The 16,663-nt window shown below is 60.6% G+C and carries 17 protein-coding genes and 3 pseudogenes; 2 read left to right on the top strand and 18 right to left on the bottom strand.

Annotation, left to right across the window (positions count from 1 at the left end; all coding sequences use genetic code 11):
• Positions 1 to 163: 163 nt before the first annotated feature.
• From R3355_RS08845 to R3355_RS08830, 4 genes and pseudogenes are all read right to left on the bottom strand, one after another.
• Positions 164 to 730 (bottom strand): DUF1285 domain-containing protein, encoded by a 567-nt coding sequence (locus tag R3355_RS08845; protein ID WP_318960876.1) that lies wholly within the window; start codon positions 728 to 730, stop codon positions 164 to 166.
• Between the two features lie 10 nt (positions 731 to 740).
• Entirely contained in the window at positions 741 to 1,343 is a 603-nt protein-coding gene (locus tag R3355_RS08840) for a DUF4823 domain-containing protein (protein ID WP_318960875.1), read from the bottom strand.
• A gap of 104 nt (positions 1,344 to 1,447) precedes the next feature.
• Positions 1,448 to 1,878 (bottom strand): annotated as a pseudogene (locus tag R3355_RS08835) (hypothetical protein); the annotation flags it as partial.
• A 347-nt stretch (positions 1,879 to 2,225) separates the two neighbouring features.
• Positions 2,226 to 2,342: pseudogene (locus tag R3355_RS08830) on the bottom strand (transposase); the annotation flags it as partial.
• A 201-nt stretch (positions 2,343 to 2,543) separates the two neighbouring features.
• On the opposite strand from R3355_RS08830, the gene R3355_RS08825 reads away from it, so the two are divergent.
• Complete coding sequence (locus R3355_RS08825) at positions 2,544 to 3,230, top strand: cupin domain-containing protein (protein ID WP_318960874.1); 687 nt, start codon at positions 2,544 to 2,546, stop codon at positions 3,228 to 3,230.
• Positions 3,231 to 3,656: 426 nt separating this feature from the next.
• Here the strand turns inward: R3355_RS08825 and R3355_RS08820 are convergent.
• The 3 genes and pseudogenes from R3355_RS08820 to R3355_RS08810 form a co-directional block, all read right to left on the bottom strand.
• A pseudogene (locus R3355_RS08820) lies at positions 3,657 to 3,749 on the bottom strand (radical SAM protein); the annotation flags it as partial.
• A 75-nt stretch (positions 3,750 to 3,824) separates the two neighbouring features.
• Positions 3,825 to 4,793: a GTP 3',8-cyclase MoaA gene (locus tag R3355_RS08815; RefSeq protein ID WP_318960873.1), complete on the bottom strand. Its 969-nt coding sequence runs from the start codon at positions 4,791 to 4,793 to the stop codon at positions 3,825 to 3,827.
• Between the two features lie 89 nt (positions 4,794 to 4,882).
• Positions 4,883 to 5,521 carry a TetR/AcrR family transcriptional regulator gene (locus R3355_RS08810; protein WP_318946512.1) on the bottom strand — a complete coding sequence of 213 codons (639 nt, stop codon included), beginning with the start codon at positions 5,519 to 5,521 and terminating at the stop codon, positions 4,883 to 4,885.
• A 76-nt stretch (positions 5,522 to 5,597) separates the two neighbouring features.
• Between R3355_RS08810 and R3355_RS08805 the strand changes: the two genes are divergently transcribed.
• Entirely contained in the window at positions 5,598 to 6,731 is a 1,134-nt protein-coding gene (locus tag R3355_RS08805; protein ID WP_318960872.1) for an aminotransferase class V-fold PLP-dependent enzyme, read from the top strand.
• 343 nt (positions 6,732 to 7,074) lie between these two features.
• On the opposite strand, the gene R3355_RS08800 is transcribed toward R3355_RS08805, so the two are convergent.
• The 11 genes from R3355_RS08800 to plsX form a co-directional block, all read right to left on the bottom strand.
• Positions 7,075 to 7,857, bottom strand: coding sequence for a TatD family hydrolase (locus R3355_RS08800; protein WP_318960871.1), 783 nt, complete (start codon positions 7,855 to 7,857; stop codon positions 7,075 to 7,077).
• A 99-nt stretch (positions 7,858 to 7,956) separates the two neighbouring features.
• The gene (locus R3355_RS08795) at positions 7,957 to 8,313 is read right to left on the bottom strand and encodes a PilZ domain-containing protein (protein WP_003245164.1); all 357 of its coding nucleotides are present in this window, start codon (positions 8,311 to 8,313) and stop codon (positions 7,957 to 7,959) included.
• Positions 8,314 to 8,349: 36 nt separating this feature from the next.
• Complete coding sequence (locus R3355_RS08790; RefSeq protein ID WP_318960870.1) at positions 8,350 to 9,336, bottom strand: DNA polymerase III subunit delta'; 987 nt, start codon at positions 9,334 to 9,336, stop codon at positions 8,350 to 8,352.
• On the bottom strand, positions 9,329 to 9,961 hold the full coding sequence (gene tmk, locus R3355_RS08785) for a dTMP kinase (RefSeq protein WP_318946516.1): 633 nt from the start codon (positions 9,959 to 9,961) through the stop codon (positions 9,329 to 9,331). The genes R3355_RS08790 and tmk overlap by 8 nt, the downstream gene beginning before the upstream one ends.
• Before the next feature lie 10 nt (positions 9,962 to 9,971).
• Positions 9,972 to 11,024 carry an endolytic transglycosylase MltG gene (mltG, locus tag R3355_RS08780; protein WP_318960869.1) on the bottom strand — a complete coding sequence of 351 codons (1,053 nt, stop codon included), beginning with the start codon at positions 11,022 to 11,024 and terminating at the stop codon, positions 9,972 to 9,974.
• A 3-nt stretch (positions 11,025 to 11,027) separates the two neighbouring features.
• Positions 11,028 to 11,843: an aminodeoxychorismate lyase gene (pabC, locus tag R3355_RS08775; RefSeq protein WP_318946518.1), complete on the bottom strand. Its 816-nt coding sequence runs from the start codon at positions 11,841 to 11,843 to the stop codon at positions 11,028 to 11,030.
• Positions 11,843 to 13,087 (bottom strand): beta-ketoacyl-ACP synthase II, encoded by a 1,245-nt coding sequence (gene fabF / locus R3355_RS08770; RefSeq protein ID WP_318960868.1) that lies wholly within the window; start codon positions 13,085 to 13,087, stop codon positions 11,843 to 11,845. Before fabF ends, pabC begins: the two co-directional genes overlap by 1 nt.
• 273 nt (positions 13,088 to 13,360) lie before the next feature.
• Entirely contained in the window at positions 13,361 to 13,597 is a 237-nt protein-coding gene (gene acpP / locus R3355_RS08765; protein ID WP_172151143.1) for an acyl carrier protein, read from the bottom strand.
• Positions 13,598 to 13,791: 194 nt separating this feature from the next.
• The gene (gene fabG / locus R3355_RS08760; RefSeq protein ID WP_318946520.1) at positions 13,792 to 14,535 is read right to left on the bottom strand and encodes a 3-oxoacyl-ACP reductase FabG; all 744 of its coding nucleotides are present in this window, start codon (positions 14,533 to 14,535) and stop codon (positions 13,792 to 13,794) included.
• Positions 14,536 to 14,551: 16 nt separating this feature from the next.
• Positions 14,552 to 15,487 (bottom strand): ACP S-malonyltransferase, encoded by a 936-nt coding sequence (gene fabD / locus R3355_RS08755; protein WP_318960867.1) that lies wholly within the window; start codon positions 15,485 to 15,487, stop codon positions 14,552 to 14,554.
• Positions 15,488 to 15,651: 164 nt separating this feature from the next.
• Positions 15,652 to 16,662: a phosphate acyltransferase PlsX gene (gene plsX / locus R3355_RS08750; protein ID WP_318960866.1), complete on the bottom strand. Its 1,011-nt coding sequence runs from the start codon at positions 16,660 to 16,662 to the stop codon at positions 15,652 to 15,654.
• Position 16,663 lies beyond the last annotated feature (1 nt).

Genomic DNA, 16,663 nt, shown 5'->3' with positions numbered 1-16,663 from the left:
TATCGACATGGTGGTGCACTCCTGCCACGGCATCGCTCGAACTCCCTTCATTCGAAAGATTCCGTAAGCCTAAATGCGTTACCTATGTCTCCCGACACCTGTTACCTATGTCTCCCGGCTGAACACACGGCGCACCCTACGATCTCGCTCTTATAGCCGAACCCTAAGGCTGCGGCCCGATCGGGAAGAACTGCCCGCTGCTCCACACCCCCAGCCATATCTGGCCGTCGATCTCGCGCGGCACCGCCAGATCGACCAGCTGATAGAACACATTTCGGTGAATCAGCGCCTCCAGGTTGCTGCGCACATGCACGTAGGGCGCCGGCTCCTGGGTCTGCTCATCAAGTGCCACGCGTAGCGGATGCTCGGCGCCCGCGACGGCCTCCTCCTCGACGTTAGTGGTGAAACGCAGCACCTGCGCCTCACCCTCGCCGTCGACCTGCAGACTGACGGCAACGAAGGGTGCATCGTCGACCTGGATGCCGACCTTCTCCACCGGGGTGATCAGGAAGTAGTCGTCGCCATCGCGACGGATGATGGTGGAAAACAACTTGACCATCGGCTTGCGGCCGATCGGCGTGCCCATATAGAACCAGCTGCCGTCGCGGGCGATGCGCATGTCGATGTCGCCGCAAAAGTCCGGGTTCCACAGGTGCACGGGCGGCAAGCCCTGCGTCTCGCTCTTGGGGATCTGTGCCAGCAGGTCGCCGGCTTTGCCTGGGTTAGTCATACGAGTGTCCTTAGCGGCTCAGGCCAATCAGGCTGCGGGCATAGTCGCGCAGCGGCGGACCGAGCAAATCTTCTGGTTTGGCATCATAGAACGTCAGGAAGCCGCCGCGATTGCGAATCCGCGCACTATCGACCAGATAACGGGTATTGGTCTCGATCAGCATCAGCTGAATGACGCTACGGTCAGTGCCTAGCCGGTCCAGCGCCTGCTGATCCGTCCACTCCTCCCCGGTACCGATGCGATCATCGGCATAGGCGAAGCGGCTGTAGAGCAGATAATGCGCGCCGGCCCCACGCGCCTGCTCCATGGCCTCCTCCAGGCCGGCCGGGCTGCGCGCCCGACGGACCATTGGAAAATACTCGACGAACCCCTTGAACGCCTCTTCCGCCACCACATTCGGTCGCGGATAGGCCGCGCCGGGCGGAACGAAGTGCCCCTGGGCGATGTAGATGAAAGAGTCCTGCTGCAGGCGCCGCGAGGCCAGGCGCTCGGTTTTCCCGTGATCGAGAAAACCGGCATCGCGCAATTGATAGGTGGCGCCATCGGCCAGGTCGCTGACCTTCATGCAGCCACCCAGGATCAACAACGCCAGGATTAATATCAGACTGCGCATCACTCTCCTCCCGTTGCCGGTGACGGAATACCGGCGGACAGGCCAGTAATGCAGGTTCCACGCCATCACAGGCCGCGCTGCCACTCCTAACGCAACCCGGCACCCTACGGCTGTTCGATGGTCGCGTGCACCTGCGCCAACAGACGCTCCTTGCCTGCACCCAGGTTGCCCTTGAGCACCAGATAGTTGGAGGCATGATCGCTGCGAAACATCGTGTCGCGCAGCTCCAGGCCCTGCAACAGACGCCCGACCTCGACAAACAACTGCTACTGGCCCAACGGCTGATAATCGGCGAACGCCTGGCGAAACCGCGCCTAATCTTGGGGGAAATTGACCACCAGGGTCGAGAGGAACTCCGGTTGCGCAGCATTCATCAGACGCGCCGAGTTATCGGCATGCTGCCCGCTCAGATCACCAAGGCATCCCCACCGGCGAGAAACACCCGCCGCACGATCAGCCGCTCGCCAACGCGGCGAATTTCGTCCAGCAACTCCCGCTCATTACGGGCGCTGATTTTCTTCTGCTCCTGGGTATGACATATCCACCGAGCTCAACGGGGTCCTAAAACTCTGAAACCATCGCTGCAACGCTGATTTTCAGGGACCCGACTTTAGGATTTTTTGGGGGACGAGCAAAACACCACATCCTAAATCTTCACCTGCCACGCCGTGATCGATCCCCCGTTGCAGCGTGCCTCAATATCTTTAGACATAGCGACAGCAATACACTTCGCAAAAATCCAGACCAGAATAGTGCCGCAAGTGACGTTTTACTCCGCTAGAAGCAAAGGAGCCAATTGGAATCGAGGGGGGTGACTTGAGCTAGGTTTAAAAGCTGAAAATCTGTTCGACTCTGACCTAGTAGCTAGGTTGGCAATGGGTCCAGGCTGTGTGTCGACACGCCCAAACGAGCAGCTACCTCGGCCACCGGCAGACCTCGTTCGGTCACCTGCTTGACCGCTTCTATTTTAAATTCTTCGGGATAACGCGCGTTGCTCATGGCATCTCCTAATGGGCCGTATTATGAGGCATGGAGGTGTCTACGGAACTAGGGGTGATTCAATAACCGCCTTTGCCGGTCTCCTCTTTGCCGACTTGGTCAAGCTCAAGATCCCGGGAGAACTTCAGCATCTGATCAGCTGGCATAAACGGGTTGCGGCCAGGCCCAGCAATTGCCTATTCGTGAGCGGAGGGAGCAGATATGCAACTGAATGCCGATTTCAACCGTCGAGCCGCGGTGCATGCCGCGTCGCTCGCCTGGGTTCCCTCCCCCATGCCCGGCGTCGAACGTCGCCTGCTTGATCGAGTAGGGGCCGAGGTGGCGCGCGCCACCACCATCGTCCGCTATGCCCCCGACAGTTATTTTTCCCCGCACACGCACGATGGCGGGGAAGAATTCCTGGTGATCGACGGCGTCTTCCAGGATGAGCGCGGCGATTACCCGGCGGGTTCGTATGTTCGCAATCCGCCGACCTCGCGCCATACTCCGCGTTCGACAAAGGGTTGCAGCATCTTCGTCAAGCTCTGGCAGTTCGCCCCGGACGACCGCACCCAGGTGCGGGTCGATACCAGCAGACAGTCGTTCCTGCCCGTGGCGGACAGGCCGGGCGTGGCTGAAGTCCCGCTGTTTCGTGATGGGCGTGAGCAGGTGCGCCTGGAACGCTGGGAGCCCAACTCGGTGATCTCCCTCGAAGTGCCTGGCGGTATTGAAATTCTGGTACTGGATGGGACGTTCAACGACGCAATCGAAGACTTCAGCGCGCTGTCATGGTTGCGGTTACCCGATGGCGAAGCGCTCAGGGCGAAGACTGGCGCGCAAGGTTGCAGGCTTTGGGTAAAGACAGGTCATCTGGCTCACGTCCAAACTGCGCCCACGCAAGAACGCTGAGTATCGCAACGCAGCGGATGGCCTTACGGCCATCCGCTGCATGTCGCCGGGCCGCGGGGAGCTGGATGGCGAAGGTCGCGCGTTTTGCCAGGATCGGCTCATTCGTCGCTTTAGATGCATATATCTAACGATACTGATCCAGGACACCGCGCTCAGTAACGACGACTGGAAGGGCGTATCGAGCTCCAGAAAGCCTCACAACAAAGGGCCGGAACTCACGATGAGAGAACTCGAATACGGTCTTGAAATGCATCTCGGAAATAATTTTCACGCCTGGAAATTAGGTGGCAAGAATCTAATGACCAGAATGCATAAGGCCGACCTACGGATGGAGTAGCTTTTCGAGGCGTTGAAAAATCGATAAGCGGTTGATTTTTCCAGGAAAAGTCTTCGGGGTAACCAATCGAAGAAGGTGCGATTGCTTCAGGAGCAGCCGTTGGTCACCGGCAGAATCAGCGCATGGGCCTCGCTGGGCAGGCGGAATACCGGTTCGATACAGGCAATCGGGAAGTCGGCCATAATTTCAGCATCAAGCTCCAGGCCGGGAGACCTCGCATGCCCCTCTTGCGACTTGCGGTTGCTGGCTTGCGACGCTCACCCTCCAATAATCTTCATGACGGTCACGCCGCCGGAAAAGGCAACCTCCTGCTTGTCACCCAGCGCCTTGACCAGCAACCCCTGCAAGGCCGGCAAAGCCTGGTGACGTGGTTTATCGAGCAGGTCGCCGACATAATGGCGATTGCTCGACGACAGACAGCCATGCAGCCAGCCGGTCGACGACAGGCGCAAACGCGAACAAGTCCGGCAGAACGGCACACTTTCGTTGGCAATCACCCCGAAAAAGCCCTGGTCTGGAATCTCGTAGCGCAACGCGGTGGCATCCACCGGCGCATCGGCCTGGGTATAGTCGTGGTGTTCGCCGATCATGGCCAACAGCTCGGGCATGCCGACGAACTGGCGCAGGAAACTGTTGCCATCGCGCGCCAGATGACCCATGCGCATCAGCTCGATAAAGCGCAGCTCGAACCCCCGCTCCAGGCAGTAATCCAGCAACGGCAGGACTTGATCGAGGTTCTGCCCGCGCAGCGGCACCATGTTGAGCTTGATCCGCATGCCGGCGGCATGCGCTTCGTCCAAACCAGCCAACACGGTGGCCAGATCACCACCGCGGGCAATGCTGCGGAAAGCAACCGGATCGAGGGTATCCAGGGATACGTTGAGGCGGCGAATGCCGTTTTCCAGCAGCAACGGCAGCTTGCGCGAGAGCAGTTGGCCGTTGCTGGTCAGGCTGATGTCAGCCAAGCCGAGCGGGCTGACGCCGCGCAGAAACGCCTCCAGCTTCGGGCTGACCAGAGGCTCGCCGCCGGTGATGCGCAAGCGCTCGATGCCTGCGGCTTCGATCAGGTAGGCAACGCCGCGCACCATGGCCTCGGCCGACAGCTCGTCCTGCGCCGCGACCAGGCGTTTGCCATCGGGCACGCAGTAGGTGCAGGCATAATTGCAGGCAGCGGTCAGGCTCACTCGCAGGTTGCGAAAACGTCTGCCTTGGCGATCAACGATCATGGGGCACTCCGATTAACATTACCCGGAGTATATCGCCGCAATCCACTACGGCACATGCACTGTATGCGCTATCAATGGGCCGAATACCGTCAACTAGTCGGCGTCTCGGTGTCTCGTTTGCGTTTATTGCCCATGCGCACACCGATGTCCATGAGGAACTGGAAGAACCCTTCCTGATCTTCCAGCACATTGCTCCAGAACGGCGAGTGATAGAGCGCCACCGCACCATGCACCAGCGCCCAGGCCGCGCAATAATGAAAATACGGCGGCACGTCTTCAAGCTTGCCTTCGGCGATGCGGCCCTTGATCAGTTGGGTCAGGCGCTCGAAGTTGGAGGCGCGAATCTTGTGCAACTCCTCGACCAGTTCCGGCACCTGGTTACCCTTGACCACCTTCTCTTCCAGGCGGTCGAACAAGCGGTAGCGTTGCGGATCGCGCATGCGGAACTCGAAGTAGGCGCGCGACAACGCCTCCTTATCACGATCGATGTCGGCCGAGTGCAGCAACTCGTTCAAGTCGCGCTCGTAGTCGAGCATCAGGCGCAGGTAGATCTCCGCCTTGGACTTGAAGTGCTTGTAGATGGTGCCTTTGCCGATACCGACGGCGTCAGCGATCATCTCGACAGTGACGCTGTCTTCACCCTGCTCAAGGAACAGCTTCAACGCGGTGTCGAGAATTTCCTGTTCGCGGCGGCGAAACTCACGGACCTTACGGGGTTCATTCTGCATAAGAAGGACTAAGAGGTCGAAAATCGAAGCCGAGTATTATGCCTAACTAACGCAAAATTGCACGGATCATCCGACCATGCACGGCATTCATGACGAGTTTCCGCAAGTTCCCGGTCTCCGTTACCTGAACCACGCCGCAGTCGCGCCCTGGCCACGGCGCGCCGTGCGGGCGGTCACGCGCTTTGCCGAACTGAACAGCCAGGTGGGCGCTCGCGACTACGCAGATTGGTTACTGGTCGAGCACAGCCTGCGCGAACGTCTGACGCGCCTGCTCAATGCCCCCTGCAGCGACGATATCGCGCTGGTCAAAAGCACCTCGGAAGCGTTGTCCTTCGTGGCCTTCGGCCTGGACTGGCATGCGGGCGATCAGGTGGTGATCAGCAACGAGGAGTTCCCTTCCAACCGCGTGGTCTGGGAGGCACTCGAACCACAAGGGGTCGAGGTGATCAAGGTCGACCTGCATGGCGGCGACCCGGAAACCAGGCTGCTCGACGCCTGCGGTCCACGCACCCGACTGCTGTCGATCAGCGCCGTGCAATACGCCAGCGGCCTGCGCCTGGACCTGCAGCGCCTCGGCCATGGCTGTCGGCAACACGGCGTATTGTTCTGTGTCGATGCGATCCAGCAGCTTGGTGCCCTGCCCTTCGATGTCCAGGCCTGCCAGTGCGCCTTCGCCATGGCCGATGGCCATAAGTGGCTACTCGGCCCGGAAGGACTCGGCGTGTTCTATTGCCGTAGCGACCTGCGTACCCAACTTGAACTGCATGAATACGGCTGGCATATGCTCGAACACCGCGGCGACTACCTGCGCCAGGACTGGCAACCCGCACACTCGGCCAGGCGCTTCGAATGCGGCAGCCCGAACATGCTTGGCACCATGGCGCTGGAAGCCAGCCTGTCGCTTCTCGAGGAAGTCGGCATGGTCGAGGTCGGCAAGGCCGTGCAGGAACGCGTGCAGTGGCTGCTCGACGGCCTGGCCGGCATGCCTGGCATCACACTGCATAGCCCGATTGACCCGGCTCGGCGCGCCGGCATCGTCACCTTCAGCCTCGCCGGCTGGAATAATCAGGCACTGTTCCAGCACCTCAGGTCCGAGCAGGTGATTTGTGCACAACGCGGCGCCGGTATCCGCCTGTCCCCACATTTTTACAGCGAGGCACGGGTAATAGAGGAAACCCTGAGCCTGCTGCACCAGCTGGCAACAGGGTGAGGACTCAACAGCCGGCCAGGTATTCCAAATCTGTTTAAAAAATGAGCCTAATTGGCCTGGACGTTCGGCAAACTTCGCCAATACTCAAGAGTACTGGCGCGCGGCATCTCCCCCCAAGTGTCCCGCCAGGCAAGGTACCGTGGACCGCGTGCCTTGATTTACTCCTAATGGTCTTAACCCGGATTCCCCCCCAGAACCCGGGTTTTTTTTGCGCCGGTTTTATCAACCGGGTGGATCCTGTGCACCATCGGCTGCGAATGCTTGGTGCGCCCGGCCGCTACCCGTCGACGGCGTCGAGCCAATAGCGCAGCGACAGCTCCCACACAATGATCATGCGCAGCTGTCAGGCAACCCGCGCCAGCGGGAACAGACGCTTGAAGTTGGCGCCGGTCTGATCGGCCAACTGCTCGAAACTCACGCCCCGCAACTGCGCCAGATACTCGGCCACGTCGCGTACATATTCCGGCAGGTTAGGTTTTCCGCGGTGCGGCACCGGCGCCAGGTAGGGCGAGTCGGTTTCCACCAGCAAACGATCGGCCGGCACCTGGCGGGCGACTTCGCGCAGCGCCTCGGCATTGCGGAAGGTGACGATGCCGGACAGGGAAATATAGAAGCCGAGATCCAGCGCCGCCTTGGCCATCGCCCAGTCTTCGGTGAAGCAGTGCAATACCCCGGCCTGCGGCAAGGCGGCCTCGCGCAGCAAGGCCAGGGTATCGGCCCGCGCCTCACGGGTGTGCACGATCACCGGCTTGCCGGTGACCCGGGCGGCCTGCAGGTGCAGGCGAAAGGCCTGCTGCTGCAGTTCTGCCGCTTGCGGCTCGTAGTGATAATCCAGCCCGGTTTCACCGATGGCCACCACCTGCGGATGGTTCAGCTCGGCCAGCAACCAGTCCAGGGCTGGCGCGGCGCCGGGCTCGAGATCCAGCGGATGAACCCCGACCGAGCAATCGACATCGGCATAGCGCTCGGCCAGGCCTTTGACCGCCGCCGCATTGTCGGCGCTGACCCCGATACAGAGAAAATGCCCAACGCCGCGCGCCCGCGCCGCATCCAGCGCAGCATCGAGGGAGCCGCCGTGGGCGGCCAGATCGAGACGATCGAGGTGACAGTGGGAATCGATAAGCATGGAAGCCTCTAGCGTCAAACCGCGAGTTTCAAGCGCCAAGCCACAAACTCAGCGCCTGTCGCTTCTAGCTTGCAGCTTATGGCTTGTCGCTTACGGCTATTACATCGTATGGGTCGGCCGATCCGATTTCAGCGCACCCGCCAGATAGGTCTCGATCTTGTTGCGCGCGGTGTTGTCGCCGTCATTGAACTGCACACCGACACCCGCTGCACGGTTGCCTTGCGCGCCCTTGGGGGTGATCCACACCACCTTGCCGGCGACCGGGATCTTCTCCGGCTCGTCCATCAAGTTGAGCAGCATGAACACTTCATCGCCAAGCTTGTAGCTCTTGTTGGTCGGGATAAACAGCCCGCCATTCTTGATAAAGGGCATATAAGCGGCATAGAGCACGGATTTGTCTTTGATGGTCAGAGACAGGATTCCGTTACGCGGGCCCAAATTAGGTGGCAAGCTCATGCGGCGTTCCTGGTTTTCATTACGTGATGGCCGATTCTAGCCCGGTCCAGGCAAGCTTGCCCACTGCACCAGCAAGGCTTCGAGAAGCAAGACACGGTTGAGGTTGGCTTTACCCATGACTTTCTGCCGCTGTGCCAGCAACCAATCCTGCATCTGCAAGACCTTCGGCTGAGGCGTTTTCTCCGCTAGGTACTGTACAACCTTGCGCATATCGGTTTGCCCCAGCCCGGCCTCGTCACGGGTCAGCTGATAACACAGGATCAACTGCGCCCAGTCGCAGAACCAGTCGAACAACAGCTGCAAGGATACCGGGTTCCAGCTTTCTGCCAGTTGGCTCGGCGCAACCTGCCGCTTGAGCAGCTTCTTGACCCCTTCGACCACCAGGGCACGCTGCTGACGCACGCCCTGGGCGTGCATGCGTGCGGCAACCAATGGCGAGCCTGCCGCCAGACAGAGCAGCTCGGCACGCTCATCATCGGCACACTCCGGCAGCGCCTGGGCCAACCAGGCCTGGCTCATCGCCTGGCTCGGCACTGGGCAGGCCTGCTGCACACAGCGACTCCTCACCGTCGGCAGCAAGCGACTGGGCTGGTGACTGATCAACAGCAAGACCGTATCGCCGGAAGGCTCTTCCAGGCTTTTCAGCAGGGCGTTGGCAGCGTTCAGGTTCATCGCTTCGGCCGGCTCGACCAGCACCACCTTGCGCCCGGCGAGTTGAGCGGTCTGCACCACGAAGTTGACCAGCTCACGTACCTGGTCGACCTTGATCGCCTTGTCGACTTCTTCCGGCTGCAGAATGTAGTTGTCCGGATGGGTGCCGGCAGCCAGCAGATGGCAGGACTTGCACTGACCACAGGCATCCAACCCCGCAGGCCGCTGACAGAGCAAGCGGGCCATCAGACGTTCGGCGAGTGCGCGCTTGCCGATGCCGGCCGGCCCATGTAGCAGGTAGGCATGGGCATGCTGCGTGCGCCCGGCCAGTTGCTGCCAGAGCGTGGCTTGCCAGGGATAGCCATCAGCCACGGCACAGCTCCACGATTTGCCCCAACATGGCGTCCAGATCCTGCTGTACCTGACTCAGGGACTGCGCGGCATTCAAAATCCGATAACGACGAGGCTCTTCACTGGCACGGCGCAGATAGGTCTGGCGCACCGCGTCGAAAAAAACCCGGCCCTCCTGCTCGAATCGATCCAGTCGGCCGCGCGCCGCAGCACGGGCCAGACCGACCTCTACCGGCAAATCGAACACCAGGGTCAAATCCGGACGCAGATCGCCCTGCACGAAGCTTTCCAGCACGGCGATACGTGTCTCCGACAAACCGCGACCGCCACCCTGGTAGGCGTAGGTAGCATCGGTAAAGCGGTCGCAGAGCACCACACAGCCACGGGCCAGTGCCGGCCGAATCACCTGGGCCAGATGCTGGGCACGGGCAGCGAACACCAGTAGCAACTCGGTATCGGCCGCCATCGGCTCATCGCTCGGCGCCAGCAACAGCTCGCGGATACGCTCAGCCAGCGGCGTACCGCCTGGCTCGCGGGTCAACAGCACCTCGATACCTTGCGCCCGCAGGCGCTCGGCCAGGAACTCGCGATTAGTACTTTTGCCAGCGCCTTCAGGGCCTTCCAGAGTGATAAACAAACCGCTCACAGGCTGTCCTTTATTGATTGTCCGACTGCACGGGGGCAGGACTTGAACGGTAATCCTCGCGACGACTGAGCTGGTACTCGCGCACTGCACGGTTGTGCGCCTCAAGGGAATTGGAGAATACATGGCTGCCATCGCCGCGGGCGACGAAATACAGGCTCTTGCCCGCCACCGGATGCAGCGCGGCATTGATCGCCTCGCGCCCGACCATGGCGATCGGCGTCGGCGGCATGCCATCGATCACATACGTGTTATAGGCCGTCGGCTCACGCAGGTGAGCGCGTGTCAACTTGCCGTTGTAGCGTTCACCCAGGCCATAAATTACCGTCGGGTCGGTTTGCAGGCGCATGCCGATACGCAGGCGCCGGATAAATACACCGGCAATCTCGCCACGCTCCTCGGGCACCCCGGTTTCCTTTTCAATGATAGAGGCCATGATCAAGGCATCATAAGGCTCTTTATAGGGCAGGCCATCGGCGCGCCCTTGCCACTCTTCGGCCAGGACCTGCTCCAGACGAACGTAGGCTTGCTTGAGCAGATCTAGGTCGCTCATGCCGCGTACGAAACGATAGGTATCGGGGAAGAAGCGCCCTTCCGGATTGACACCCGGGTAGCCCAGGCGTGCCATCAACTGGGCGTCGCTCAGTTCGCTCAAGGTCAGATCCAGCTTGCTTTGGCGCTCCAGAGCCGCGCGAACCTGACGAAAACTCCAACCTTCCACCAGCGTCAGGCTGTACTGCACCACCTCGCCACGCCGCCATAGCCCGAGCATATCGCGCACACTGAGTTCCGGTGTGAGGCGATACTCGCCACTGTGCAGAGGTTGCCCCTTGAGATTGAAGCGCCAGTAGAGCCTCAGCCACAAGGCATCCTGCAAGACACCATCTGCCTGCAGACGATTGAGCACACCACCCGGCGTGGCCCCTGCCGGCACCTCAAGCATCAGCTCCTCGGTCAGCTGTAACGGCTGCTCGAGCGCCGAGTGCTGCTGCCAGGCGACAAAGGCCAGCAGCAAGCCAGCCACTAATACGCCGCCTTCAAGCAGCAATAACAATTTACGTATCACTAATCAGCTGTCCAGTAGATCGCGGGCTATGACCTGCAGTTTACGGGTCAGCGGGCCAACCGACCACCGATGCCGTTGCAGGGCACGGACGGGCCAGACGCCATAGAGGCTGTTGCAGAGAAAGACTTCGTCGGCCTGCAGTAACGCATCGACACCGATATCGCGCACATCGCAGCGGATCCCCTGGGCCTGCGCCTGCGCCAGCAGCTCGGCACGCATCACCCCGGCTACGCCGCAACGAGCAAGATCGGGCGTAAGCAAGACGCCATCCTTCAACAGAAACAGATTGCTGTAGACGCCCTCGATCACCCGTCCAGAGACATCCAGCATCAAGCCTTCGGCATGTTCGGCGTCCTGCCATTCGGCACGCGCAAGCACCTGTTCGAGCCGATTCAAATGCTTGATCCCGGCCAACAGCGGTTGCTCGGCCAGTCGCGTGGCACAGGGAAACAAGCGCACACCCAGCTCTGCGTTGCCGGCCGGATAAGCGGGTTTCGCGCTGCCCTGCAGAATCCGCCGAGGCAACCCAGGCTGCGGCGGCGCGTAACCGCGCAAACCGTCGCCGCGGGTCACGATCAACTTGGCCACGCCATCGCCCAGCTCATGACTGAACGCCAACAGCTCCGCACGCACCAGCTCCAGATCGAGATCGATCAGCAAGCGCGCACAGCCTTCGCCGAGCCGCGCCAGGTGCCGCTCCAGCAATGCAGGATTGCCGCCACTGACGGCGACGGTCTCGAACAATCCATCGCCGTAGGCCAGACCACGATCCTTGACGGAGAGCCACTCCATCGGCTGACCGTCGATCCAGCTCGGCATCAACCGGCGTACCGGCGGAACACCAGCGAGCCGTTGGTACCGCCAAAACCGAAGGAATTGGACAGCACCACATCGATCGGCATGGCTTTGGCCTGGTGCGCGACGAAGTCGAGGTCGCAGCCCTCGCCAGGTTCGTCCAGATTGATGGTTGGCGGCGCCACCTGCTCACGAATCGCCAGGATGCTGAAAATTGCCTCAACCGCGCCAGCCGCACCCAGCAGGTGGCCGGTCATCGACTTGGTCGAGCTGACGGCAAGCCGGTAGGCATGGTCGCCGAACACCGATTTGACCGCCGCGACCTCAGCCCTGTCTCCCGCCAAAGTCGAGGTGCCGTGGGCGTTGATGTACTGCACCTGATCGGCATTCAACCCGGCGTCGCGCATGGCATTGGCAATGCAGCGGGCGGCGCCGGCACCATCCTCCGGCGGCGACGTCATGTGGTAGGCATCGCCACTCATGCCAAAGCCGATCAATTCGGCATAGATGGTCGCGCCACGCGCCTTGGCGTGCTCCAACTCTTCCAGGACCAGTGCACCGGCACCATCCGACAGCACGAAGCCGTCGCGGCCCTTATCCCATGGACGACTGGCGCTGGCCGGGTCGTCGTTGCGCGTGGACAGTGCCCGCGCCGCAGCAAAACCACCAATGCCCAAACCACACGCAGCCATCTCGGCGCCACCGGCGACCATCACATCGGCTTCGCCATAGGCAATGTTGCGCGCGGCCATGCCGATGCAGTGGGTGCCCGTGGTACAGGCCGTGGCGATCGCATAATTCGGCCCCTGCAACCCCAGATGGATCGACAGGAACCCGGAAATCATGTTGATGATCGAACCCGGCACGAAAAACGGCGAAATACGCCGCGGACCCAACTCATGCAACAACTTGCAGTTGTTCTCGATATTGGTCAGACCGCCAATACCCGAACCCAGTGCCACACCGATACGCTCACGATTGGCGTCGGTCACTTCCAGTCCGGAATCGCGCACAGCCTGAAAGCTGGCGGCCAGACCGTACTGAATAAATAGATCGAGTTTGCGCGCCTCTTTGGCGGACAAATACTCCTCGACATTGAACCCTTTGACCGAACCACCAAAACGGGTGGTGTAAGCGGAAAGATCCATGTGCTCGATGGGGGCGATGCCACTGCGTCCGGCCAAAATGCCCTGCCAGCTGCTCGTCACATCGTTACCCAGCGGCGACAGCATGCCCATACCGGTAACCACGACGCGTCTACGCGACACAGCAATCTCCTCTTGTTTCGGTTATTCGACGCCTATCCCCTCCCTTACCCCGATAGCGGATAACGAGCGAAGAACAGGCAAGACACTACAGCGCACAGCGCAGCAACAGGCAAAGGCTGGTGCGCAGGGCAAACGCACTACGCGAGCGCGGTCAGACCTCACGTCGACACTTTACCTGCAAAGCGCATAGCCGCTTTCAACCGCCCGTCAAAGAAAAACCGCACGCCCGATGAGGGCTGTGCGGCTTTTCCAGGTCGGGAACCGACGATCAGCTTATTGCGCGTGCGTAGTCACGTAATCGATAGCTTCCTGAACGGTGGTGATCTTCTCGGCTTGCTCATCCGGGATCTCAGTCTCGAATTCTTCTTCGAGAGCCATTACCAGCTCAACAGTGTCAAGGGAGTCGGCACCCAAGTCTTCAACGAAGGAAGCGCTGTTGGTTACTTCGTCTTCTTTGACGCCAAGTTGCTCGGCAACGATTTTCTTGACGCGTTCTTCGATGGTGCTCATACCGTGTTTTCACTCCTAATTGGACAAATCCAGGCAGCTGGTCTGCAGCCAAGTGTATATAAAGGGTTTTCAGCATTTCAAGCAAAATGCGAGGTTGCCCCAGAACACTTCAACGATCCACCTAAACCCTGTTGCAGCTTTATAACGGATTTTAGACAGCACCTATGACAGTTTTCTGAAGGCCCGGGTCACATTCAGCTCATGTACATTCCGCCGTTCACCGGGATAGTAGCCCCTGTGACGTAGGCGGCGCCATCGGAAGCGAGGAAAGCGACCACTTTTGCGATCTCTTCGGCCTGCCCCAAACGACCCAGCGGAATCTGTGTCAGCAATGCGTCACGCTGTGCTTCCGGCAGTTCGCGGGTCATATCGGTATCGATAAAACCAGGTGCCACCGCGTTGACGGTGATCGACCGCGAACCTACTTCACGCGCCAGCGCTCGACCGAAACCTTCCAGCCCGGCCTTGGACGCAGCATAGTTCACTTGTCCGGCATTGCCCATGGCGCCGACAACCGAACCGATATTGATGATGCGCCCGAAGCGCGCCTTGGTCATCCCGCGCAGCACGCCCTTGGACAGGCGATAGAGGCTGTTCAGGTTGGTATTGATGACATCGAACCACTCGTCATCTTTCATGCGCAACATCAGGTTGTCGCGCGTGATGCCGGCGTTGTTGACCAGGATCAACGGCTGACCAAGGTGCTGCTGAATGTGCTGAAGAGTCGTAGCGACCGATTCGTCGCTGCTGACATCCAGCACCAGGCCAGCCCCTTCGACGCCATGTTCTTTCAGGTATTCGGCGATGCGCTCGGCACCAGACGGCGAAGTCGCCGTGCCGATCACAATGGCACCCTGCCGCCCCAATTCCAGAGCAATGGCTTGACCAATGCCGCGACTCGCGCCAGTGACCAATGCAACTTTACCTTGCAGGCTCATAACAACCTCTCCTAATTCAGGCCAAGGCCGCGCGCGCGGCGGCGAAGGCGTCTGGGGTGTCCAGATTATACGTATTGATTCCTTTGACACAGCGCTTGTTCAGTCCCGACAGGACACGGCCCGGACCGCACTCGACCAGATCGCTCACGCCCTGCTCAGCCATGCAGACGATCGACTCGACCCAGCGCACCGGACTGTACAACTGCGCCAGCAGATCAGCCTTGAGCGTAGCGAGATCGGCAACCACGCTCGCACTGACGTTCTGCACCAACGGGATCTGCGGCGCCTGCCAGGTAACGGCCGCAATCGCCTCAGCGAAGCGTTCGGCAGCCGGGCGCATCAGTGCGCAATGCGACGGCACGCTGACCGGCAACGGCATGGCACGCTTGGCGCCACGCGCCTTGCACGCTTCGACCGCACGCGTCACGGCAGCCGCCGAACCCGCGATCACCACCTGGCCCGGCGCATTGAAATTCACCGCACTCACCACCTCACCCTGCGCCGCCTCGGCGCAGGCCGCCAGCACGTCGGCATCGTCCAGCCCGAGGATAGCCGCCATGCCACCCTGACCAGCAGGCACAGCCTGCTGCATCAACTGGCCACGCAGCTCCACCAGCTTCACCGCCTCGGCGAATGTCAGACTGCCCGCCGCTACCAGTGCGGAGTACTCGCCCAGGCTATGGCCGGCGACAAAGGCCGGACGCGCGCCCTCCTCGGCCAACCACAGGCGCCACAAAGCGGTCGACGCAGCAAGGATCGCCGGCTGGGTTTTGTCGGTTTGATTGAGTTGTTCTTCCGGACCCTGCTGGATCAAGGCCCAGAGGTCGCAGCCGAGCACTTCGCAAGCTTCGGCAAACGTATCGATAACGACTTGCTGTGAGCCATGCCCGGCCAGCATCGCCAGCGACTGCGAGCCTTGCCCAGGAAAGACGAATGCGAGGGATGCAGACATGTAAACGAGCCCCTTATGGTCTTATCGTCGAAAAATTCGCGCCTGGCAGAGTCAAGCGCAACAAACTGACAGTTGGATGACAGGCCACCTGCCGTGGTCACATTAGCAGGCCGCGCAAGCGCAAGCGCCCCGCAGGCAAGCCCGCAAACCCCATCAAAACCGGCTCAGAGCAACCTATCCTCGAGACGACCATGCAGGCGCTGCGGCAAATTGTCCTCAATTTCCCTCAGCGCGCGACGAATGGCGCTCTTGAAACCCTCCGTACCCGCCGAGCCATGACTCTTCACCACAATGCCCTGCAGACCGAGCAAGCTCGCACCATTGTGTTGCGCGGGCGCCAGCTCGGTGCGCAAGCGACGCAACACCGGCATCGCCACCAGGCCTGCCAACCGCGAAACCAGGTTGCGCCTGAACAACAGCTCGATACGCGCCGCGATCATCGCCGCCAGGCCTTCGCTGGACTTGAGCAAGATATTGCCAACAAAACCATCGCACACCACCACATCGGCATCGCCACGATAGAGCCCGTCGCCCTCGACAAAACCGATGTAATTCAAGCCAGGGGCTTGCTGCAAAAGATTCGCAGCAAGCTTGACCTGCTGATTACCCTTGACCTCTTCGGTGCCAACATTGAGCAACGCCACACGCGGCCGCACCACCCCCAGCGCCTCGGCAGCCACCGCACCCATCACGGCGAACTGATAGAGCTGCTCGGCACTGCAGTCGACATTAGCCCCCAGGTCGAGCAAATGGCAGCAGCCAGCCTGGGTTGGCACAGCCGCCACCATGGCCGGACGATCTATCCCCGGCAATGTTTTCAGCACATAACGCGACAACGCCATCAAGGCCCCGGTATTGCCTGCACTGACGCATGCCTGAACACGCCCATCACGAAGCAATTCCAGTGCCACACGCATTGACGAATCCGCCTTGCCACGCAACGCTTGCGCTGGACGCTCGTCCATGGTGACCACTTCGCCAGCATGCTCGACATGCAGGCGTGCGCGATCGACACCAGGACTGCTGGCAATCAAATCTTCGATAAGAGGGGCTTGGCCGACTAGGACCAGGTGCAACGAAGGGTACTCGGCCAAGCAGGCAATGCTGGCCTGAACAATGCTGTGGGGACCGAAGTCCCCACCCATTGCATCAATCGCGATGATCGGAACGGACAAG

It is taken from the genome of Pseudomonas sp., from assembly GCF_033723075.1.
Classification (GTDB): domain Bacteria; phylum Pseudomonadota; class Gammaproteobacteria; order Pseudomonadales; family Pseudomonadaceae; genus Aquipseudomonas.
Note: the sequence above shows the minus strand (reverse complement) of the source record. Positions and strands in the feature narration are given on the sequence as shown.